This is a genomic window from Pseudoalteromonas sp. PAR1 (genome assembly GCF_947311895.1).
Lineage (GTDB): Bacteria > Pseudomonadota > Gammaproteobacteria > Enterobacterales > Alteromonadaceae > Pseudoalteromonas > Pseudoalteromonas lipolytica_C.
This window is the reverse complement of sequence record NZ_CAMZMY010000012.1, coordinates 113,363-133,251: the sequence shown is the minus strand read 5'-3', so window position 1 is coordinate 133,251 and position 19,889 is coordinate 113,363. Positions and strand designations below refer to the sequence as shown.

At 40.2% G+C, this 19,889-nt stretch carries 16 protein-coding genes; 7 read left to right on the top strand and 9 right to left on the bottom strand.

The features are described 5' to 3' along the window. Positions 1-426: 426 nt before the first annotated feature. The 3 genes from QL229_RS12025 to QL229_RS12015 all read right to left on the bottom strand — a co-directional run bounded on the left by QL229_RS12025 (position 427) and on the right by QL229_RS12015 (position 6,629). The gene (locus QL229_RS12025; RefSeq protein WP_138558236.1) at positions 427-1,914 is read right to left on the bottom strand and encodes a tryptophan halogenase family protein; all 1,488 of its coding nucleotides are present in this window, start codon (positions 1,912-1,914) and stop codon (positions 427-429) included. Beyond that, on the bottom strand, positions 1,911-3,449 hold the full coding sequence (locus QL229_RS12020; RefSeq protein WP_138558235.1) for a tryptophan halogenase family protein: 1,539 nt from the start codon (positions 3,447-3,449) through the stop codon (positions 1,911-1,913). The genes QL229_RS12025 and QL229_RS12020 overlap by 4 nt, the downstream gene beginning before the upstream one ends. Positions 3,450-3,656: 207 nt before the next feature. Then, positions 3,657-6,629, bottom strand: a complete 2,973-nt coding sequence (locus QL229_RS12015; protein WP_063529643.1) for a TonB-dependent receptor — start codon at positions 6,627-6,629, stop codon at positions 3,657-3,659. A 602-nt stretch (positions 6,630-7,231) separates the two neighbouring features. On the opposite strand from QL229_RS12015, the gene QL229_RS12010 reads away from it, so the two are divergent. The 3 genes from QL229_RS12010 (at position 7,232) to QL229_RS12000 (ending at position 10,425) form a co-directional block, all read left to right on the top strand. After that, positions 7,232-7,486 carry a YfhL family 4Fe-4S dicluster ferredoxin gene (locus QL229_RS12010; RefSeq protein ID WP_135926816.1) on the top strand — a complete coding sequence of 85 codons (255 nt, stop codon included), beginning with the start codon at positions 7,232-7,234 and terminating at the stop codon, positions 7,484-7,486. Between the two features lie 97 nt (positions 7,487-7,583). After that, entirely contained in the window at positions 7,584-8,900 is a 1,317-nt protein-coding gene (locus tag QL229_RS12005; RefSeq protein WP_063529392.1) for a PAS domain-containing methyl-accepting chemotaxis protein, read from the top strand. Between the two features lie 208 nt (positions 8,901-9,108). Beyond that, complete coding sequence (locus tag QL229_RS12000; protein ID WP_138558234.1) at positions 9,109-10,425, top strand: PAS domain-containing methyl-accepting chemotaxis protein; 1,317 nt, start codon at positions 9,109-9,111, stop codon at positions 10,423-10,425. 2 nt (positions 10,426-10,427) lie between these two features. Here QL229_RS12000 and QL229_RS11995 read toward each other — a convergent pair whose 3' ends face one another. Both QL229_RS11995 and QL229_RS11990 read right to left on the bottom strand, forming a co-directional pair. After that, the gene (locus QL229_RS11995) at positions 10,428-10,679 is read right to left on the bottom strand and encodes a TIGR03643 family protein (RefSeq protein WP_135926818.1); all 252 of its coding nucleotides are present in this window, start codon (positions 10,677-10,679) and stop codon (positions 10,428-10,430) included. A gap of 46 nt (positions 10,680-10,725) precedes the next feature. Then, positions 10,726-11,610, bottom strand: coding sequence for a LysR family transcriptional regulator (locus QL229_RS11990; RefSeq protein ID WP_138558233.1), 885 nt, complete (start codon positions 11,608-11,610; stop codon positions 10,726-10,728). Between the two features lie 102 nt (positions 11,611-11,712). Here QL229_RS11990 and QL229_RS11985 point away from each other — a divergent pair, with 102 nt between their 5' ends. The 3 genes from QL229_RS11985 (at position 11,713) to QL229_RS11975 (ending at position 14,145) form a co-directional block, all read left to right on the top strand. Continuing rightward, positions 11,713-12,342, top strand: coding sequence for an NAD(P)-dependent oxidoreductase (locus tag QL229_RS11985; RefSeq protein ID WP_138558232.1), 630 nt, complete (start codon positions 11,713-11,715; stop codon positions 12,340-12,342). A 64-nt stretch (positions 12,343-12,406) separates the two neighbouring features. After that, positions 12,407-13,429 (top strand): kelch repeat-containing protein, encoded by a 1,023-nt coding sequence (locus QL229_RS11980; protein WP_135926821.1) that lies wholly within the window; start codon positions 12,407-12,409, stop codon positions 13,427-13,429. After that, positions 13,426-14,145: a Sir2 family NAD-dependent protein deacetylase gene (locus QL229_RS11975; protein ID WP_135926822.1), complete on the top strand. Its 720-nt coding sequence runs from the start codon at positions 13,426-13,428 to the stop codon at positions 14,143-14,145. Before QL229_RS11980 ends, QL229_RS11975 begins: the two co-directional genes overlap by 4 nt. Before the next feature lie 32 nt (positions 14,146-14,177). Here QL229_RS11975 and QL229_RS11970 read toward each other — a convergent pair whose 3' ends face one another. Continuing rightward, complete coding sequence (locus QL229_RS11970) at positions 14,178-15,773, bottom strand: carboxylesterase family protein (protein WP_138558231.1); 1,596 nt, start codon at positions 15,771-15,773, stop codon at positions 14,178-14,180. A gap of 117 nt (positions 15,774-15,890) precedes the next feature. After that, complete coding sequence (locus QL229_RS11965; RefSeq protein ID WP_138558230.1) at positions 15,891-16,889, bottom strand: DUF4382 domain-containing protein; 999 nt, start codon at positions 16,887-16,889, stop codon at positions 15,891-15,893. Positions 16,890-17,116: 227 nt separating this feature from the next. Between QL229_RS11965 and QL229_RS11960 the strand changes: the two genes are divergently transcribed. Then, the gene (locus QL229_RS11960) at positions 17,117-17,557 is read left to right on the top strand and encodes a hypothetical protein (RefSeq protein ID WP_138558229.1); all 441 of its coding nucleotides are present in this window, start codon (positions 17,117-17,119) and stop codon (positions 17,555-17,557) included. Between the two features lie 36 nt (positions 17,558-17,593). Here QL229_RS11960 and QL229_RS11955 read toward each other — a convergent pair whose 3' ends face one another. Beyond that, entirely contained in the window at positions 17,594-19,282 is a 1,689-nt protein-coding gene (locus QL229_RS11955; protein WP_138558228.1) for a methyl-accepting chemotaxis protein, read from the bottom strand. 97 nt (positions 19,283-19,379) lie between these two features. Further along, the gene (locus QL229_RS11950; RefSeq protein WP_138558227.1) at positions 19,380-19,889 is read right to left on the bottom strand and encodes a GNAT family N-acetyltransferase; all 510 of its coding nucleotides are present in this window, start codon (positions 19,887-19,889) and stop codon (positions 19,380-19,382) included.

Here is a 19,889-nt window from a genome sequence, read left to right as displayed (position 1 = left end):
TTCCATAAGATTACCGTAACACCCCATAAGGATGTTTGGTGTTTTGTGGTAGCGCTTCCATATTTAGGTTAGAGGCTAATCTGCAAACGGTCAACCGTTTATTTTATTTAGCCCTAAATATACAGTGAAAATCTGCTTTATCTTTTAATAATTAATAGGTTAATGGTTTATTACTTTTATAACTTTAGCGCTAATTTAAGAGCTGATAACGACGTAACTAAGCTAGGTGCTGTATTATGTTGCTAGCTTTAACTTTTTACAGCCAGCACGCTCAGCTCTTCAATAGTTAGGAAAGTTTAACGCTTATAAGTATCGTCAAAAGAGACATCATTTAGCTTGCAATTAAGGTAAAGTCGACATTTTTGATGTGGTTTTACAGTTTGTTTAATTATAAATATTTTGGCAATAGTAATGCCTTTTTTAGACTTAAGTATCAACAGGGCAGTATTGTTCAATAAACGCTCTATGTGTCGGTAATTGTTGTAAGCGTTGCGCTATTTGCTGTTTGATCCCCTGCATAAATCGGCTTAGCTCTTTATCATTCATCAAAGAAGCTACGTGATGGTATTGCTCTGGCATTATGCCTTGCCCAAGCATGACTTGCACCCAAGAGTCGACGCGGAAAATATCACCATCATCTAAGAAAACCCGTCCAGTCTCTTTAAACAATGCGACTTTATGAGCAAGTGACTTAGGTGTTTCCATTGTTTTACAATGCTGCCAAAATTCACTGTCATCCCTATCGGTGACTTTGTAATGCAAAACAATAAAGTCACGAATACTTTCAAGCTCTGACTGTAATTGTTTATTGTATTCATCAATAGCGTGCTGGGTTATGCCTGTAAAAGGAAATAATCGCATAAAGCGAATAATCCCAGTCATGATGAGGTGGATACTGGTTGATTCAAGAGGCTCTAAAAAACCACTGGCAAGACCCAGCGCTAAACAGTTTTTGTTCCAACCCTTGCGTCGTCGGCCAGTTTTAAATTTGATAATTTTTGGTTCGGTGAGAGTTTCACTGCTTAGATTATTTAATAATAACTGAGTTGCATCATGGTCTGATAAATAACGGCTACAATAGACTAAGCCATTGCCAACTCTATTTTGTAAAGGAATTTGCCATTGCCAACCTGATTGGTGAGCAATGGATCGCGTGTAAGGAGCTATTTCGGGTGTCCCTTTCGTTTGAACTGCTACCGCACTATCGCAAGGTAATAGATGTGACCAGTCTTCATAACCAGTATGTAAGGCTTGCTCTATCAGTAAACCTTTAAAACCAGTGCAATCAATAAAGAAGTCACCCGTTATCTCTGTGCCGTCATCGAGCAATAAACTCTTTATAAAACCATTATCAGCATGCTTATTTACTCGTTCAATTTTGCCCTCAAAGCGTTTTACACCTAGATTTTCTGCAAACTCTCGTAAGAATGCCGCATAACGGCTAGCATCCATATGAAATGCATAATTAATTGGATTATGAGGGCTAATACCAAATTTTCCCTGTTTAGCTGCCTGTAATTCATAGCAGTAATCTCCAAAGTCGTCTTTATTCCCCATTTTTTTTGCATGTAACCAAAAATGATGAAACTCGCCAGCCCAACATTCTTTACCTGTCATACCAAAAGAGTGAATATAGTCACTTTGTGGCTTGTGCCAATTCTCGAAGCTGATCCCCAATTTAAAGGTTGCTTGGGTAGCTTTCATAAAAAGTTTTTCATCAATACCTAGTAATTTATGAAAGGTACGAATAGGTGGAATGGTTGCTTCGCCAACACCTACGGTGCCAATGTCGTCTGATTCAATTAAGCTGACTTTAATATCTTTATTTAGTAATTTGGCTAACGCAGCTGCGGTCATCCAACCGGCAGTTCCGCCGCCAGCGATGATCACCTGTTTAATTGATTGTTGTCTCATGTTGCCACCTTACTCCCTTGTAATTGTTCTAATAACAGTCGGTTAGTGGGTAATTTTTGTAAGTATTGTGCAATCTTGTTGCGATTGAGTTGGTATAGTTGTTCTGCTTTGTGGCACTTTTGGCCATCAAGTTTTGTGGTTAGACTGGTTTCAAACCCCATACCATACAGCACATATTGATAACTTGCAGAAGAAAAGATTTCTTCATTTTCGACCAAATCAAATCGGCTGGGTGCTTGATACTGCCACAGTGTTAACAAGTTCTGTAATTCAAGTGGGATACTATTAGGGTTGCGGTTAGCATGCCAATAACCATTATCATCACGATTACTCAATACATAATGAAGTTTTAGGAAGTTTATGACTTGCTCCCAGCGGTATTTAAAACGTTTATTAAACCGGGTACTCAATAACTGCATGTGATCTTGGTCTACAGGCATCTGCTCACTTAGCATACTGATACTAAGTTCAACCATGGCTAACGCAGATGCCTCTAATGGTTCTATAAACCCTTGTGACATGCCAATCGCGACACAGTTTTTATGCCAAAATATTTCTCTGTAACCCGGGGTAAAACGAAGTGTTCGTGTTTCAATTGTGTCTGCTTGTTGAGTGCCTATCGTTTGTGCCGCGTAACTTTTTAGTGTTTCTATTGCGCTTGCTTCGTCACAATATTTATCGCTAAATGTATAGCCAATTCCGCGTCTGGTTGGTAAACCTATATCCCAAATCCAACCTGCGGATTGTGCAGTTGATAATGTCGCAGAGGCAATATTTTGAGATTGGCTTTCGTATGGTATTTGGGCTGCTACTGCTGTGTTATTAAATAGAATGTGGCTTTGATCTAAAAACGGGATTTGATAATGCTTGGCGATTAATAGCCCTTGACTACCTGAACAGTCAATAAATAAGTCACCTGTTATCGCTCCATTATGCTGTGTGCTGACACTTTTAATGTAGCCTTGCTCATCGTTATTTGCACAAATCACATTATCAACAATATGCTTTACGTTAAGCGTATTTACACAATGCTGTGTTAAAAAGCGTGCAAATTTATGAGCGTCTAAATGATAGCCGTAATTTGTAACACCAGCATACTGTGGTGTATTAATCTGTTTTGGCGCTAGTGCTGCTTGGCAAATAAAGCTTTGCATATTCATAGCATCAGCATATTTTTGCTGAGAAAATAATTGCTTCCAAGCAGCATGAACATCATATTCATAGTAGCCTTCAGGAATCATAAAAGGGTGATAATAGTTATCTCCTTGCTGTTCCCCTCGCCAATTGATGAACTTTGAACCTTGTTTAAAGGACGCATCACATTGACGTAAAAAGTCAGTTTCTTTGACCCCAATTCGCTGTAAAGTATTTCGCATTGACGGCCATGTGCCTTCACCAACACCAGAAATACCAATATCAGCAGATTCAATGAGAGTGATATGAAGATGTGGATGTTCTTTTGCTAGTAATCCGGCTGTAAGCCACCCCGCAGCGCCACCGCCAATGATCACAATATTATTAATTATTTTGCTCATATGCTTACTTTAAATATAAAGCCGCTTCAATAGGAGCGGCTTTTTATCAATTCACGCTAATCGTGAACTTTTGGGGATCTAAATTGACGCTATTAGCGTTAAAAATATCTAATTAAGAAAAACTAAATAATAACGCCTTTCTATCCCCAAGAGCCCACATATTATGTAAATTGCTATTAGACCGTATACTCTTGCTTCAGCAATAGCTTAGAAGTTATAACGTACACCTAAATTGTAGCGAGCACCATTTTTGTCTAAATTCCATAACTGCGCTTTGTATCGTCCATGTTGGCGGTTGTCTTGCTCTGTAATGTTAATTCCCTCTAAAAAGAAAGAGAGTTTCTCACTATAGTTATAAGCTACATTAAAATCGACTTGGTAATACTCTTCAGTAAATGCAGGTTCATTTACATAGCGAGCCGCATTGTTTAAGAATTTATCACGCCAGTTATAGGCTATACGAGCTTGAAATTTATCATTTTCGTACATTGCAATTAAGTTAGCTGTGTCACTTAAACCTACTAATGCAAACTGCGTTGTCGTAGGATCTGCTGCGACATTAAAGTCAACATCGCCATTTACAATCGTGTAGTTTGCTTGAATACCAAAGCCCGAATCACCAAAGAAATGTTGGATAGCAAATTCATATCCGTCAATTTTTGCATCTTTATTGTTAGTAGGAACTTGAGCTGTAAATTCCATTAGTGGATCATCGCTGTTAGGCAAGATATCGTAGGCTGCTTCAAACTCTTCATAAGTCATTGAATCAAAAGCAACTCCATTTTCCATGGCTGCAACCATTTGGAATAGGTTTGAGTCAGTTACGGCAAGACCTCTAGCCTCTAGTTCAGCTTTTGCTGCTTGAGCGCGGGGACCTGCTGAAACATCTCGTAAGTCATAGTAATTTTGAGTCATTGGTGTTAAACCAATAAAATTATCAACTTTTTTATTGTAATAACCGACAGAAACATAACTAACATCGCTGTAGTACCACTCAGCTGAAACATCGATATTATCTGATTCAAGCGGTACTAAGCCTGGGTTACCCGTTGAAGCTGGTGCATTAGTGGTACCTGGAATTAAACTTGGCCCCGTTGGTACTCCAACCGTTGCTGCAGAGCTTAAATTATCATAAGTAGGTCGTGCGATTGTGGTGCTATATGAAGCACGAATTTTTACATCATCAACCACGTTAATATCAAAATCGATACTAGGTAGAAAGTGATTATAATCAGAGCTTAGAGAGTAATCTTGTTTGTCAGTGCCATATCGCACATTAAAATCGTTATTACCTTCCCAAGCGACTGCATTTGGTAAGTCAATATTTGCTGTTGATGTGATATCTGTGGTTTCGTAACGAGCACCAACTAAGAGGTTAAATGGCATATCACCAATTTCACCTTGATGCTTATATTGTACAAATGCAGCTTGAATATCTTCTTTAATAGTACGGTTTGTTGCAAATGCGCCATCTGCAGCAAAATTAAACCCGTATTGGCTTGCTGCCCAATAACCAATTTCTGACGCGCTGCCAGTGAAACCTTGATCAAATGAACCTGAGGTATTGTAGCCATCTAATTCACTTAAGAAATTTGTCGGGTCAAGGTAGCCATCAGGTAACTCACCAGGGTTTTCGATACCCCAGTTACCCATCGTATTACGAGTAAGTGACTGCAATGAGTGACTTTCCATTGAGCGTGACTCAATACCAAAGTCTATTACCCCTGACTCAATTTCATATTTACCAAGTAATCGGAATTCATCAACCGTTGATTCTTGGCGTGCAAAGTTAGAATCAAGTATAGAAGTACCAACGTCATCTTGGTCTAACACTCCATTACAGTTTAAATTAGTACGACTACAATCATCAAAATCAATCACCATAGAGGGTAAATCACGACTAAAATCGACTTCTTGAGAAGCGACAATATTCGCTCCTAACCCTGCATTTACCCAGCTGCCATAAGGCGCATCGGGCTCACTCGTTGCTTTTGAACTATGCGCATCAAATACAAAACTGAGTTGGTCATTTACAAAGTATTCAAGATTAAGACCAATAGAGTCATTTTTATTAAGTTGATTGAGCTCTTGTAACGCTAAGCCTAGATCACGCGTTGATAGATCGCGGCGTTCTTCTTTATAGTAGATTGGTGTTTTAACCGCATTGTCATCAAAGATTAAGTGCGTTTTATAGTTATCCATCCAGATTGACTGCTCAGCACGTGACTCGAATAACTCTTGTTGAGAGTAGGTGTAATCAAGTGTTGCGGTAAGTGACTCTACAGGACTATATTGCAGTGTTAGCTGCGCGTTTGTTCGAGTGCGTTCACGATCGGCGATTGTGTAACGAAGATCGGAAGGCATTGAATAATATTGCCCCATTGCAGGTGCATTTTCGATGATGATGTCATCTGCAGATTGAGGAATTGTGCCGTCGTATGCAGTCGTTCTCCATTCGTTAACAAAAGCACCTGCTGCCGAACTATCACGTTTTTGAACGCTTGCAGTAAGTGATACACCAAACTTTGCTTCTTCGTCAGTCCAACTAAAGATACCTGAGATTTCTGGTGTAATATCATCGCCGACACGATTAGTTGTATCGTGCATAGCTTTTACACCAACATTGGTAATTAAACCTGGATTGTCTAGAGGGCGGGCAGTATTAATGTTTATTGTGGCCCCAATACCACCTGATGCAATATTTGCTTTTCCGGTTTTATAGACTTCAACTGACTTAACACTTTCTGATGCCAAATTAGCAAAATCATATGCACGAGAATTTGGAGAGCCACCGCCAGCAGGAAGTGAGGCTGCTGGCATAGTACGCCCATTTAAAGTCACCATATTATAGTCTGGACCAAAACCACGTACTGTTACTTTTGAGCCTTCACCATTACTACGGTCTATCGATACACCTGTAATACGTTGCAAAGATTCTGCTAGGTTAGTATCTGGGAATTTACCTATATCTTCTGATGAAATAGCATCAACAACACCTGAAGAGTAGCGCTTTAATTGGGTTGATTCTTTAATACTTCCTTTAAATCCTGTTACTTGAATGACTTCAATGTCATCGTTGTGTTCAGACTGCTCTGCATAGGCAGAAAAGCAGGTGCTAGCACCTAAAAGCAAAGATAAGCTAGAAGCTAACTTTGTTCTTTTGAAGTTATGGCTTGGCATCAGGTTTCCCTCATTTTTATCATTGTTATTCATGCAATTAGGGCATGATATTGTTGTCGAAAATAGATTATTAAATGCATCTGGAAGCGCTACCATAAAGAGGTTGAAAATCGCCCTTATGAAAGCGCTTCCAGAAAAGGGTAGTGTGATTTACAGTTTACGTCAACAGCTATATCAATAAATTGTTAAAAAAGATGTGTAAAAATTAAACGAGGAATGGGACGGTTTTGACAGCTTAAATCGCAACGAAATATTTAAAAATTGTTTTTAGTTCAGGCAGTTAAAAAGTAAAGTCAAGATGGTAACTATACGAAATACAGTGTTTTTAAATACCGGATAGTAAAAATGAGTTGGCTCTTTTTAGGGTTTTAAATAAGCAAACTTACTTCTGTTAAAGTGTACTTAAGGAGTTTGCAATTGTTTATGGTTAAGTGAATTGTCGGCCAAAGTAATTACTTTTCCAGAGTGGCTTGTCGTTTGATCTAGATCAAAGAAACTTCATTCGCAGCCATCTATATTACGCGGCTGCAATTTTCGCTGCTTTTTGAATTCTAGATTAGCTTTTAAAGGCAATACTCCATCATCGTGCTTAAAGGTGTGTCATGGCATTACTCATCAATAACAAATGTATTAACTGCGACATGTGTGATCCTGAGTGCCCGAATGAGGCTATTTATATGGGGGCGAAGATATATCAAATTGACCCTAACAAATGCACTGAATGTGTTGGGCATTATGATAATCCTACCTGTGTGAGTGTGTGTCCAATTGACTGCATTAAGCCAGACCCAAATCACCGAGAGTCACTAGATGAATTAGCCGACAAGTATGTCAAATTAACCTCACAGGCTTGCTAATCCTTATCGATATAAGTGCCCAAAACTAGCATCTCATACTGAATGTTCTACAATCACATTAACAACAATATGTTAGTGATTTAATCTAGGGCGTTATATGTGGTTCAATAAAGCATTACAAAATGAAATAGCAGCATTAAATGCTGAGCTCCATCCACTCAAGGGCCTTATTTCAGGCATTGATGAAGAAATGCTGGTATTGAAACTTCGTAAAGATCGTACGATTTCTTACATGAATCAAAACTTTTTAAATGAGTTTGGTTATCCACATGAAAAGTTAATTGATGCTCCTTTTCAAACGATTATAACCCCTCAATCACGCAATACTTATCAGTTTTCAGACTTAAATAATGCACTTGCAAATCAACGACACTGGGTAGGGCAAATGCAGGTTGCTCGTTATGATGGGCAGGTTGAGTGGCTGTGTATTATTGTTCAACCAGTTTTAAATGAGCATGGTGAATTTAATTATTATGCTATTTATGGTTCTGTATGTACGGATGTAATTGCCACATCTCGTGAAAATAGTGATGTTATTAATGCGATAAACCGCTCAATGGCTGTTATTGAATTTGATCTTGAAGGAAAAGTCATTAATGCAAACCAGCTGTTCTTAGATTCTATGGGTTATAAGAAAGAAGAGATTGTTGGCAAGCATCACCGTATTTTTTGTGAATCAGAGGTTGTGGAGTCATCTGAATATGCGCAGTTTTGGCAGCAATTAAGGCGAGGAGAATTTATTGCTGATCGTTTCAAGCGTGTTGACCGATACGGTAACACCGTGTGGCTTGAAGCGTCATACAATCCTATTTTTAATGATTTTGGTGAGCAATATAAAGTTATGAAGTTTGCAACGGTTATTACTGAACAAGTAAACCGTGAACTGGCAACCACGCAAGCTGCAGAAATAGCTTACAGCACATCGGTTGAGACGGACAAACTGGCTCAGCAAGGAGCTGATGTTTTGCGTAACACGATGAAGGTGATGGCAGATCTTGCTCAGCAAATGGAGCAAGCTGCAGAGGAAATAACGGCGCTCGATAAGCAGTCACAGCAAATTTCAAATATCGTAGAAAGTATTAGTAGTATTGCTGAACAAACCAATTTACTAGCGCTTAATGCTGCAATTGAAGCAGCTAGAGCAGGTGACCAAGGGCGAGGGTTTGCTGTGGTTGCTGATGAAGTAAGGCAGTTAGCTTCAAGAACCTCAAAAGCAACTGAAGAAATTGTTGATGTAGTACAACACAACCAGTCACTAACCAAAAACACCGTAAAAGTGATAGAAGAAGGTAAGATACAAGCTGAGCAAGGGCTCTCGTTGTCAAATGACTCGGGTAAGGTGATGGAAGATATTCAGCATGGCGCTCAACAGGTGGTTGATACAATTGGTCAGTTTGTAAACAAACTTAAATAGTCTTATATGCTTAGCCTAGTTTTACTAGGTTTTTTATTATTTCAAAAAATTAAATTATTTCTTATTTTCACCCGAGAAACTTCTTATTGTCGTAAAAGCTGAGTTTTTATTCATTCAATTCGGCTAAAATCATTAAAAGTTACAGCTCATGTAGTTCTTAGAGTACTGCTCTGTGTTGTTTTCATATGATTTTAAGGTGAGAAGAGCCATGTTTTTTACTCAGCCATTGAAGAATAGAATTGCCGATTTAGAGAATGAATTATTTAGTGTTATGCAAGTAAAAGATACTTTAGACCAGAGTATGTTTACTTTAGAGCTTGATGAAGATGGCTATATCCTCTCGGTTAATGAGCACGTATTAACTGAGCTTGGGTATTCTGAAAAACAATTGCTTGGCAAATCTTTACTTGATTTTGTCCCTGATACTGCCCGAAAAACACCCCACTTTGAACTTTTTAAGCAAGCGCTATATGAACAAACCGTTTGGGTGGGAGCTGTACAGCTTATAAACGCAAAAAATAGCCCAGTATGGTTGCGTGTTTTTTTACACCGTGTTGTTAACAAAGATAAGCAATTTCAAAAAATTACTCTGCATGCAAGCGTATTGACGCGGACCATTGAAACTTCCCGTGAAAATCAGGATTTAGTGAAGGCAATCCATCGCTCAATGGCTGTGATTGAATTTGATTTAAATGGTTATGTGCTTAAAGCAAATGAGCAATTTTTAGCGGGGGTTGGTTACACAGCACAAGAAATTATTGGTAAGCATCATAGTATGTTTTGTGAATCTGATGAAGTTGGCTCTGATCAATATGCCGACTTTTGGCAAAAGCTACAACAAGGTGAATTTATTGCTTCACGCTTTAAACGTGTCGATAAGCAAGGTGATCCTGTGTGGCTTGAGGCAACTTATAATCCGATCTTTAATGAGCAAGGTGAACTTTATAAGGTTGTAAAGTTTGCCACTGTCATTACAGAACAAGTTAAGCTTGAAATGGCTATTTCTCAGGCCGCAGATATAGCCTATAGCACTTCCACAGAAACCGACAAGATTGCTCAGCAAGGTGCTGAAGTATTGCATAACATGGTGCAAGTTATGGATGCGCTAGCAAAACAAATGGAACAAGCAGCGCAAGAAATGGCTGCCCTTGATAAGCAATCGCAACAAATAGCTTCACTTGTGCAAAGCATAGGAAGTATAGCCGACCAAACCAATCTATTAGCATTAAATGCTGCAATTGAGGCTGCTCGTGCAGGCGAACAAGGAAGAGGGTTTGCTGTAGTTGCTGATGAAGTAAGGCAACTTGCCCGCAGAACTTCAAACGCAACCATTGAGATTGTTGATGTGGTGCAACAAAACCGTGTGCTTACACAAAATACAGTTGGAGTCATTCAATTAGGTAAAAGCAAGGCAGAACAAAGTTACAGCCTTGCTACTGAGTCAGGAAAAGTGATGGCCGATATACAAAATGGCGCTCAAAAAGTTGTTGATGCTGTTGGGCAGTTTGCTGAACAACTCAAGTAGCGTTATCGATGTTTGTACTGGGTTTTACAGTAGCCGCGAGTGATATCAGGGTTTCGTAGTTTTAAGTGTTTAGTTTGCCTACCTGCTGCGCGTTTTCGCCAAAGTTTAAAGCTCGAGCTTGTTAATTGTTCACGCATTAACGCGATAACGCTTTTTTCATTTAAACCAAATTGCTGGTTTATTGCTTCAAACGGGGTTCTGTCTTCCCACGCCATCTCTATGATGCGTGATATTTCATGATCTAAGTGCTGCATTACGACTCCTTTTTGTTTGCTTATACGTACATGCAGCAGATTTGGATTATAAGATATCGTGTTGCCAGTGCTCGGCTAAAAAGTCGATGAACGCTCTGACCACATTTTGTTGGAAGTTACGCGATAAGTACACCGCCCATAAATGAGAGCCTATAGTTGTATGCTCTGGTAGCACTTTAATAAGCTCACCTGATGCTAAATAGTCATTGGCGAGATCGCAGGGTAAATGAGCCACCCCCATTCCTTGTTTTACTGCTTTTAAAAGCACACCCATATCATTGGCAACAATGTTGCCCTTAACAGTCACTTTTTGAGTGTTGTCGTCGCGTTGAAATTGCCAAATATTGTGTTTGTTATGAATAAGGCAATTATGTGCAGTTAAGTCATTTGGCTCATTAATCGGTAGGCTCGCAGCTAAATAGTCGTTTGATGCACACACTGCGGTTGCGATATACATTAGCTTACGGGCAATGAGTCCTTCATCGGGCTGGTGGATATAACGCAAAGCGATATCAACGCGGTCATCAACCAGCTGCGATAAACTATCTGAGAGTAACAGTTCAAATCGCGTCTGTGGATGGCGTTTGGTGAACTCTTCAATGGCATCAAATAGTTTATGTTGGCCAAGCCCAATCGGAGAGGCAACTCGAATGGTACCCACCAATTCGTTGTTGTGGCTGTGTGCTCGGCTTTGTAAGTCAGACACTTGATTGAGTATTTGCTGGCAATAGCTAAGGGCCTCTTCACCTTGAAGAGTTAAACTGACTTTTCGTGTTGTGCGATGAAATAACCTTAAATTTAGCCACTTTTCAATATCTTGAATATGCCTAGAAACTTGTAATCTGCTTAAACCTAAGTGCTCAGCGGCCTGAGTAAAGCTGCCTGTGCGGGCAACTTCGACAAAGCTAGTAATTGAGTTGAGTTTATCCATTGGTATCTTAAAGTGAAACAATGTGTATCTATATAGTGTATTTATCAGTAAATAGTGAACAAGTAAACTGCCATCATTGAAACAAACAACGGAGAATTCCTCATGAAATTAGCAGTTATTGGCGCAACAGGTTGGATTGGCAGCCACATTACATCAGAAGCATTAGCACGTGGTCATCAAGTTAATGCGCTAGTAAGAGACGTAAGTAAAGTAACGCAAGATAATGTTACTGTGACTGAATTTGATTTAACAAAAGACGATATTGCAAGTGCTGCTGCAGGTAGTGATGTTGTTATTGCGGCAATTGGTGGGCGTGCTTTAGGTAACCATGAAATTGTTGCAAACACAGCACAGCAATTGCTGAATGCATTTGCCGGTACTGGCACGCGTATTTTATGGGTGGGTGGTGCAGGTAGCTTAGAAGTTGCACCGGGTGTAACGCTTGTATCAAGCCCTGATTTTCCTGCTGAATACAAAGCAGAAGCAATCGCTCAAGGCGAAGCGCTTGAAGTATTTAAAGCGTCAACAACAGATACGCCATGGACGTTTGTATCACCAGCTGCGGTTATTTATCCCGGTGAGTCAGAAGGCCCGTACCGCGTTGGTGGTGATAGCTTCTTTACTGATGCCAACGGCGAAAGCAAAATATCAGTAACCGATTATGCGAAAGCAATGCTTGATGAAGCGCAGTCTGCAGCGCATTTAAATCAACGTATAAGTATCGCTTATTGATACTTTTCTCAGGCTCATAAAATGGTATTCTTATGCGATGTTTTTTAGCTGATTTTATCATGATATGAGCCTATTATTTTCTGTTGCGCTTGCAACAATTCCTGCCTTACCCGAAGCAGTTGCAAATAATGCTGTCGCTAAAGTTGTTGTAAATGAACAAGCTTATTTCTTAAGTTTTATGGGAATAGGAAAAGGGAAAGCACACCATGATATTCACAATAAAGTATGGGTACTCAAAGTTGGTGAGTCGGCATGGCGAACAGCAAAAGCGGTACCGAGTAGCCAGCCTCTTGTTGGACGTTTAGCGAGCACCGCAGTGGGTGTTGGTAAACACGCCTATGTATTTGGTGGCTATACTGTAAGTGCGGATCATCAAGAAATTTCTACCCCTGATGTATATCGCTACGATGTACTTACGAATTCTTACACGCAACTCGCCAATATGCCCGTGCCTGTTGATGACAGTGTGGCGCTTTCATACCAACAACGTTACATCTATTTAGTCAGTGGTTGGCATAACGATGGTAATGTTAACTTAGTACAAGTTTATGACACCAAAACAGATACTTGGCAACAGGCTTCGCCATTTTTAGGCCAGCCAGTATTTGGCCAAGCAGCGGCAATTAGTGGCAACACAATTTTAGTGTGTGATGGTGTAAAAACGCAGGCCAATGCAGATAAACGTCGTTCTTTTGCTGCGGTTGCACAGTGTTTAAAAGGCACTATTGATGCTAATAATCCATTAAAAATAGATTGGCGTACCGTGCCACATCCAACAGGTGTTGCCCACTATCGTATGGCTGCAACTAGTTTTAATGGTGATATCTATATGTTGGGCGGTTCTGCAAACCCATATAATTACAATGGCATCGGATACAACGGGAAGCCAGCACCGGCGAGTAATCATGTTTGGCGTTTTGATATTGATAAAAACAATTGGCAAATGATGCCAAAAGCTAAAACTGCAAGTATGGATCATCGTGGTTTATTAGAGCATCAAGGTAGTTTGTACCGTATTGGTGGTATGGACAATAATCAACAAGTGACTGCCGATGCACTTGGCTATAAGGTCGAATTATCACTATGAATACACTTTATATCACAGGTGCCGGAGTCAGTGCCGCAAGCGGTATACCGACCTTTCGTGGCGAAGATGGATTTTGGACCATAGGCAGTAAAAATTATACGCCGATGGAAATGGCAACCCGCGCCATGTACGAAAACAATCCGCGAGAATTTTTAGCTTGGTATTATCATCGCTTTGCAACGTATCGACACCATGGGCCCAATGAGGTGCATCATTGGTTGAGCGATAAAAACCTTATTACACAAAATATTGATGGCCTCGATGGCAAAGCCGGTAACACGGATTATATTGCTATTCATGGTCGTTTGGATCAAATGACACTGTTTCACCATCAAGGTGATGATGTGATGGCCTTCAATGCGCCGTGGGATAAAGTTAACGAAGACAACCTACACAACTCATTGCTTGAGGTGTTCAATATCAATAATGAAAGCCCCAAGCTAAACGAATCGTTTAAGCCTTACGTGTTGTTATTTGATGAGTACTACACTGAACTTTATCGAATTTCTGAGGCGCAACAGCGTATGCTCGATGCCGATAAAATTGTGTTTATAGGCACCTCTTTTAGCGTCAATATTACGCAAATGGCACTCGATATAGCACGCAGCCAGGGCATACCCATTGAAGTAGTTGACCCCGAACCTACCCATGTATTTCATCCTAATGTGACATACCAAAAAATGACTGCGCTTGAATATATCCAGCAGCAGGGGTAAAAATAAGGCGCTTAATTTAGCGCCTTATTTCATTATTGCTGTTCAGCTTTTATTGCTGTGATGTTTAACCGCGCTTGTAAGGGGTCTGGTAAAAATTCTGCAGTCCCTGATTTACTCATTTGCAGAATAAAAGACTCATCATTTTTATAAGCTTGCCATGTTGGTAGGCCGGGGCCATTGGGGGTGCCTAATTTAATAAAATTAGTCACATAACGGTGCATTATTTTAGCAGCTTGCTTATCCTGCTCAGTGGTAACATGGCCATATTTCGCTGCCACAGTATTAAAAAAATACGGAATCTCGCTGGCGTGTTCAGCACCGGGTTTATCTAAGGTTTGCGCTACATAACCAAAACGATACAAGAAGGCATCATTACCCATATCTGTCACACGCTTTGCAACGAACCTTGCTGGCTCTTGCATTAAAGCATCCTGTCCGACTTGGTAATTAATTATTGGCAGTGGGGTGTCGCCTTGTGCATCGTAAGCCATTTTGGCTTGTATCGAGTGAGGAGCAAAGCTTTCAAATAGCGCCTCTTTTGAAGAAAAGTTTGCAAAGCCTAAATCCATATCAGTTGTGCCGACCATGGTAGCAACATGGCTAAATGTGCCTTTACTCAAGCGTGCTTCAGTTGAAGCATTTATGATGATGCCATCAATGATTGGCCCACCTACGTAAGTAGACTCATTAGTACTTTGTTTGTTTAATGTACTTAGGTTGAGGTTTCCAACGACTTCTTCAGCAGATAATTCACGTAGTGCCGCCAGCGCATTCTTATCACTACCTAAGATAGTGTGTTGCTTGGCAAAGTTTTCACCAATTTTTTCGGCGCTTAATGCTGAGTCGTCATTGCTATAAAGTGGCAACTCGTTAAATAACTCTCGCCCGCCAGCAGACATAATAATCGCTTGTTGAAATAAGTTATTTGCTGCAGGAGTTTGCATCATCGCGTGTACCGATGCACCGCCAGCAGATTCTCCCATCAGTGTCACTTTTGAAGCATCACCACCAAATTGAGCAATATTCTGTTTCACCCACTCAAGAGCCGCAATTTGATCCATTAATGCGTAGTTACCCAATGCATCGTTTTCAAAACGAGCAAGTGCAGGGTGAGCAAAAAAGCCAAATCGGCCTAATCGATAATTAAAGCTAACAAAAATAATCCCTTGTTTAGCAAAGCTTTCACCTGAGTAAACAGCGGGTGATGCGCCGCCATTTACAAAGCCACCGCCGTGTATCCAGAAGACTACAGGGTAAGGTGTATCGCTGTGTTTAGTCGGTTTAAATACATTTAGATAAAGGCAGTCTTCCGAAGGAGTTGTTGTAAGCGGTGCAGCATCTGCTGCAAACGGCTTTTGCATGCAGTCTGGGGCGTAATCGCTCAGTACCTTTACATCTTGCCACTTTGGCACAGGTTGCGGTGCTCGCCAGCGTAACTCTCCCACTGGAGCTGCTGCATAGGGAATGCCTTTATACGCAATAAATCGCCCTTGATGCTGCCCTTGAATAAGCCCACCAGTGACGGCGATATGATCAGATTGAGGTTGTTCTTGGCAGCCTTGCAAAAATACGGCAGAACCTAATAGAAAAGATGAGTAAAAAATCGATTTTAGAATACGCGATGTCATAACAAAGCCTAGGCTGTTTAGGTAAGGCTTATAATATTAACATATTCATATAGTAACAACGAGAAAACCAGCATAGCTTCAAGGGGAGGCTATGCTGGTAAGAAAGTTATAATAACTTTATTCAGAAACAGTAAAAGATACGTCTAAATCTTCACCTGCTGTGACTGTAATTGGTTTAACTTGATAAAGATTAAATGCTTCGTCTTGAGTTTCGGCATCATCAATATGTGCTGCACAGGTGTAAGCTAGTTGGTAGTCACCTGGTTTTACAAACGCAAGTTCAAATTCGTATTGGTTATCTTCGTTATCGAAAACAACGTTAGCGGTTGCAAGTGGTGCATCAGCGGGCGTGTCGTCTTCGCTTACTTCGTAGTTGTCCATTGGCATTTCTATATCGCTGTTGTATAGATAAACAGCGTGACCAAACGAGCCATCAGTCATTGCAATGTCTATGTTATCTGTTTCACAAAATGCGATTAGCTCTTCGCTTACCGTGCCTTCAATGTCTTGCGATTCAGCTAAGTTTTCTAATCTCACACCGCGAGGTTTTAAGAAGATCTCGTCGCTATTTTGTGGGTCAACTAATGACTTTTTAAGGTCAAACTCAAGAACAAAATCATTACCAGCTTGGTTAAGTGTGAAGCCATCAAGTTGGATTTCACCAATACCATCGTTGCCTTTACGTTTAACAACAAGTGGTGCAATGCTGTCATCCTCATACACAACATGCGATGTCATAGTTAAATCGTTTGTATCGCCATTAATAACATCGGCACGGATCCATTGATAATCACCCGCTGGCACTTCTTCATCTTCTAATAATGAGAAAATGTCATCACCTGTGTAATCTAGTAAGTTAACCATTTCAGGCATGGTTTCATCATCTTGCTCACGAGTTTCGAAAGTGAACTCTTCACCACCTTGGCTTTTAAGCGTGATTGAATCGAACACAACATTCACAGCTTTTAAGCCTGTTACTGGTGCGTCAGAAACTCCAAGCGTGAATTGCGCAGTTTGTGGCTGCGGATCTACAGTTTCTTTTTTGTCGTTGTCTGAGCCACAACCAACAAGTGCAAATAAAACGGCGCTGCTAAGTAATGTAGTTTTGAAGTTCATTGTTTCTTCCCTTGTGTTCTAAAAATTTATTAATAGTCTAGTCACCAAAACTTAATGTAAGTTGAATTGCTTTAACTGAGTTAAGATTCGCGCGTTTGTACCTTTTTAAAAGCTAGTGAAAGGCGGTTTAATAAAAACTGGCAAATAAAATCTCAATAATGAACAAATCCATTTTTCTTCCACATTTTGTTGTCAACATGGCAAAAAATAAAATCTTAGGAACAAGAATGACAGTCATCGATTTAGAGAAACGCTATGAATCTAGGAGCTTTGCACTGTTAAGTGCACTTAACATGCTTTTATTGGTGGGTTTTATTAATAGCAAAGCAGAAGTGAGTAGTTTTATTTTTAGTTTTTTAGTTTGCGGCATTTCGCTGTTATTAGGTTTGTTAGTTGTTAATTCTAAACGTAATTTTACTGTGTGCCGCCATGGTGTGCATTACCGTAATTTACTAGGACAATGCCGTCAAATGGATGCAAAAAAAGTACAGTCGATTCATCACTATTCAGTGTTAGGCATTCGTACTGTGATAGTTATGGCTGAGAAGCGTATATGTATTGCACCTTTTTATAGTCTAAATGATAAGCACCAACAGCGACTAAAACGCTATGATAACGACTTATTTGACTGGCTAAAAACGTTACAAAAAACCAATGATTTTTGTTAAGCAGGTTATTTTACCTGCTTAACAATCGTTAAATATTTAAGTTTTATATCGACTTACATTCTGTTCTAACTGCGTTGCGGTGTTATTTAATTCATCCATATATGAGGTCGCAACATCGGTATCATTAGCAGTCTTGTTGGCAATATCAACAATAGTGGTCATGTTTTGATTAATCGCTTCTGAAACTGAAGTTTGCTCTTCAGCGGCAGTGGCAATTTGTGCATTCTGCGAGGTGATGGTATTAACCGAAAGCAGTACTTCATTGAGCGCTTTTTCGACTTCGCTTGCTTCGTTCACACTGGTTGCACTTCCTGATTTTATTGATTGCATAATGCTGTTTACAGTTGTTGTTCCTTGTTGAACCTGCTCAATCATTGCCTCTATTTCGTGGGTACTATCTTGAGTTCGCTTGGCAAGGGTACGCACTTCATCAGCCACCACCGCAAAGCCTCGGCCAGCTTCGCCAGCACGTGCCGATTCAATTGCTGCATTAAGTGCCAGTAAATTAGTTTGCTCTGCAATGTTTCGGATCACATCAAGTACACTGCCAATTTGGCTAGATTGCTGATTTAGCTGATCAACGGCATTGGCACCTTCATCAACTTGCTTAGCAAGGCCGTTAATTACTTTGATAGCGATAAGTAACTGGTTATTAGCCTGTTTTACTAGGTGATCGGCATGTTCTGCTGCAGTTGATGCTTCTTGAGCGCTTCGTGCGACTTCCATTGACGCCGCCGACATTTCGTTTATTGCCGTTGCAACTTGCTCACTTTCTTCATGTTGACGATTAATACCAGCATGCATATTGGCAAGAAGCTCGTTGAGTTTATGTGACGCTTGATTCATCGATTGCGATGATTGGCGAATATCAATAACCATTTTACCCACGTCATCAGCAAAGCGGTTAAATGAACTGCCAAGTTTGCCGAGCTCATCGTCTCGTTTAACCATTAATCGTTGGGTTAAATCACCATCACCTTGTGATATATCGTTCATTGCTAGCACGGTTGTGTGAAGAGGGTTGGTAATACTGCGCGATACCACCATTGCAATAGCTGCGGTAATTGCTACTGCGAATACTGAAGCGATAACTGTGTTTATAAAGGCATTATCGATACCTTCATTAACTCGTTGTTCTGTCATTGCAACTTGTTGTTCAAGGCCACTGATCCAAAAACCCGTTCCTAGTACCCAATTCCATTTAGGTACTAAAGCGGCATAACCGAGTTTAGGGTTCACACTACCATTGGTATTTTTCCAAGAATACTGTACATAGCCACCGTCTCTTTTTGCGGCATTAATGAGCTCTCGTATCAAATAAACCCCATTAGGATCTTTAAAATCATAAAGGTTTTTGCCCTCAAGTGAGGCGTTAACGCCATGAGCAACGTTGACGCCTTCAACGTCATAGACAAATACATAACCTGTATCACCAGCATCATCAAAGCGTAAGTTACGTAAAATGCTTTTTGCCTTATCTTGTAGCTCCTCAGTATTAGAGCCATTATCTTGAGCTATTAGATGAGCAATTGAACTCATGGCAATTTTTTGGTAATTGCTGACTTCAGATTTACGATCGCTTTCCATTTGTGTAGCAAAACTTTCTACTGTTTGTGCGCCACTTTGTTTTGATTGCACATAATTGTAGAGTGTCAGCATAATCGCAATGAGCAAAGGGGGAAGTAAGGCTAAAAAAAGTACCCGTTCCTTTATTGATAGCGCCATTTATCGCTCCTAATAGAAATTCGCAATACTATTTTAGTGGTATTAAAAAATTTTATTAGTCGACTTTATGGTTATATGAAAAGGTCTATTATGCGATTTACGTAAGCTGCTTATAAAAGTACACGGTAGCATCAAGCTCGCCTGTTGAGCTTTTCGCAAAGTCTGGGATTGTGCCTGCCTCTAAATAATTAAGTTTACGATAGAGATAAGAGGCGGTATCACCCTGGCGAGTATCAAGTACCAGTAACTTAATGCCTAGAGTATAGGCATCGCTTTCTAGATTGGAGATTAGCTGCTTTGCGATGCCTTTACCTTGATGTTCGCTATGTACCATTAGCTTTTCTACTTCGCCACGATGAGCACCATTGGTTTTGGCACACAAAGAAAGCTGCACTGAGCCAATCACCGTATCACCATCAAGGGCAAGGTAAAGCCTACGGAAAGGGGTCGTTAAATCGGCATCGACCCCTTGCCAATAGTCTTGGGCTGACTTTAATGATAAAGGGGCAAGAAAGCCAATTGATGCGCCACTGGCAACGCTATCAATCAGTAAACTATTGAGTGATTTAGACACCCCTTTAATAGAGTGAACTGCTTTAATTTTCAT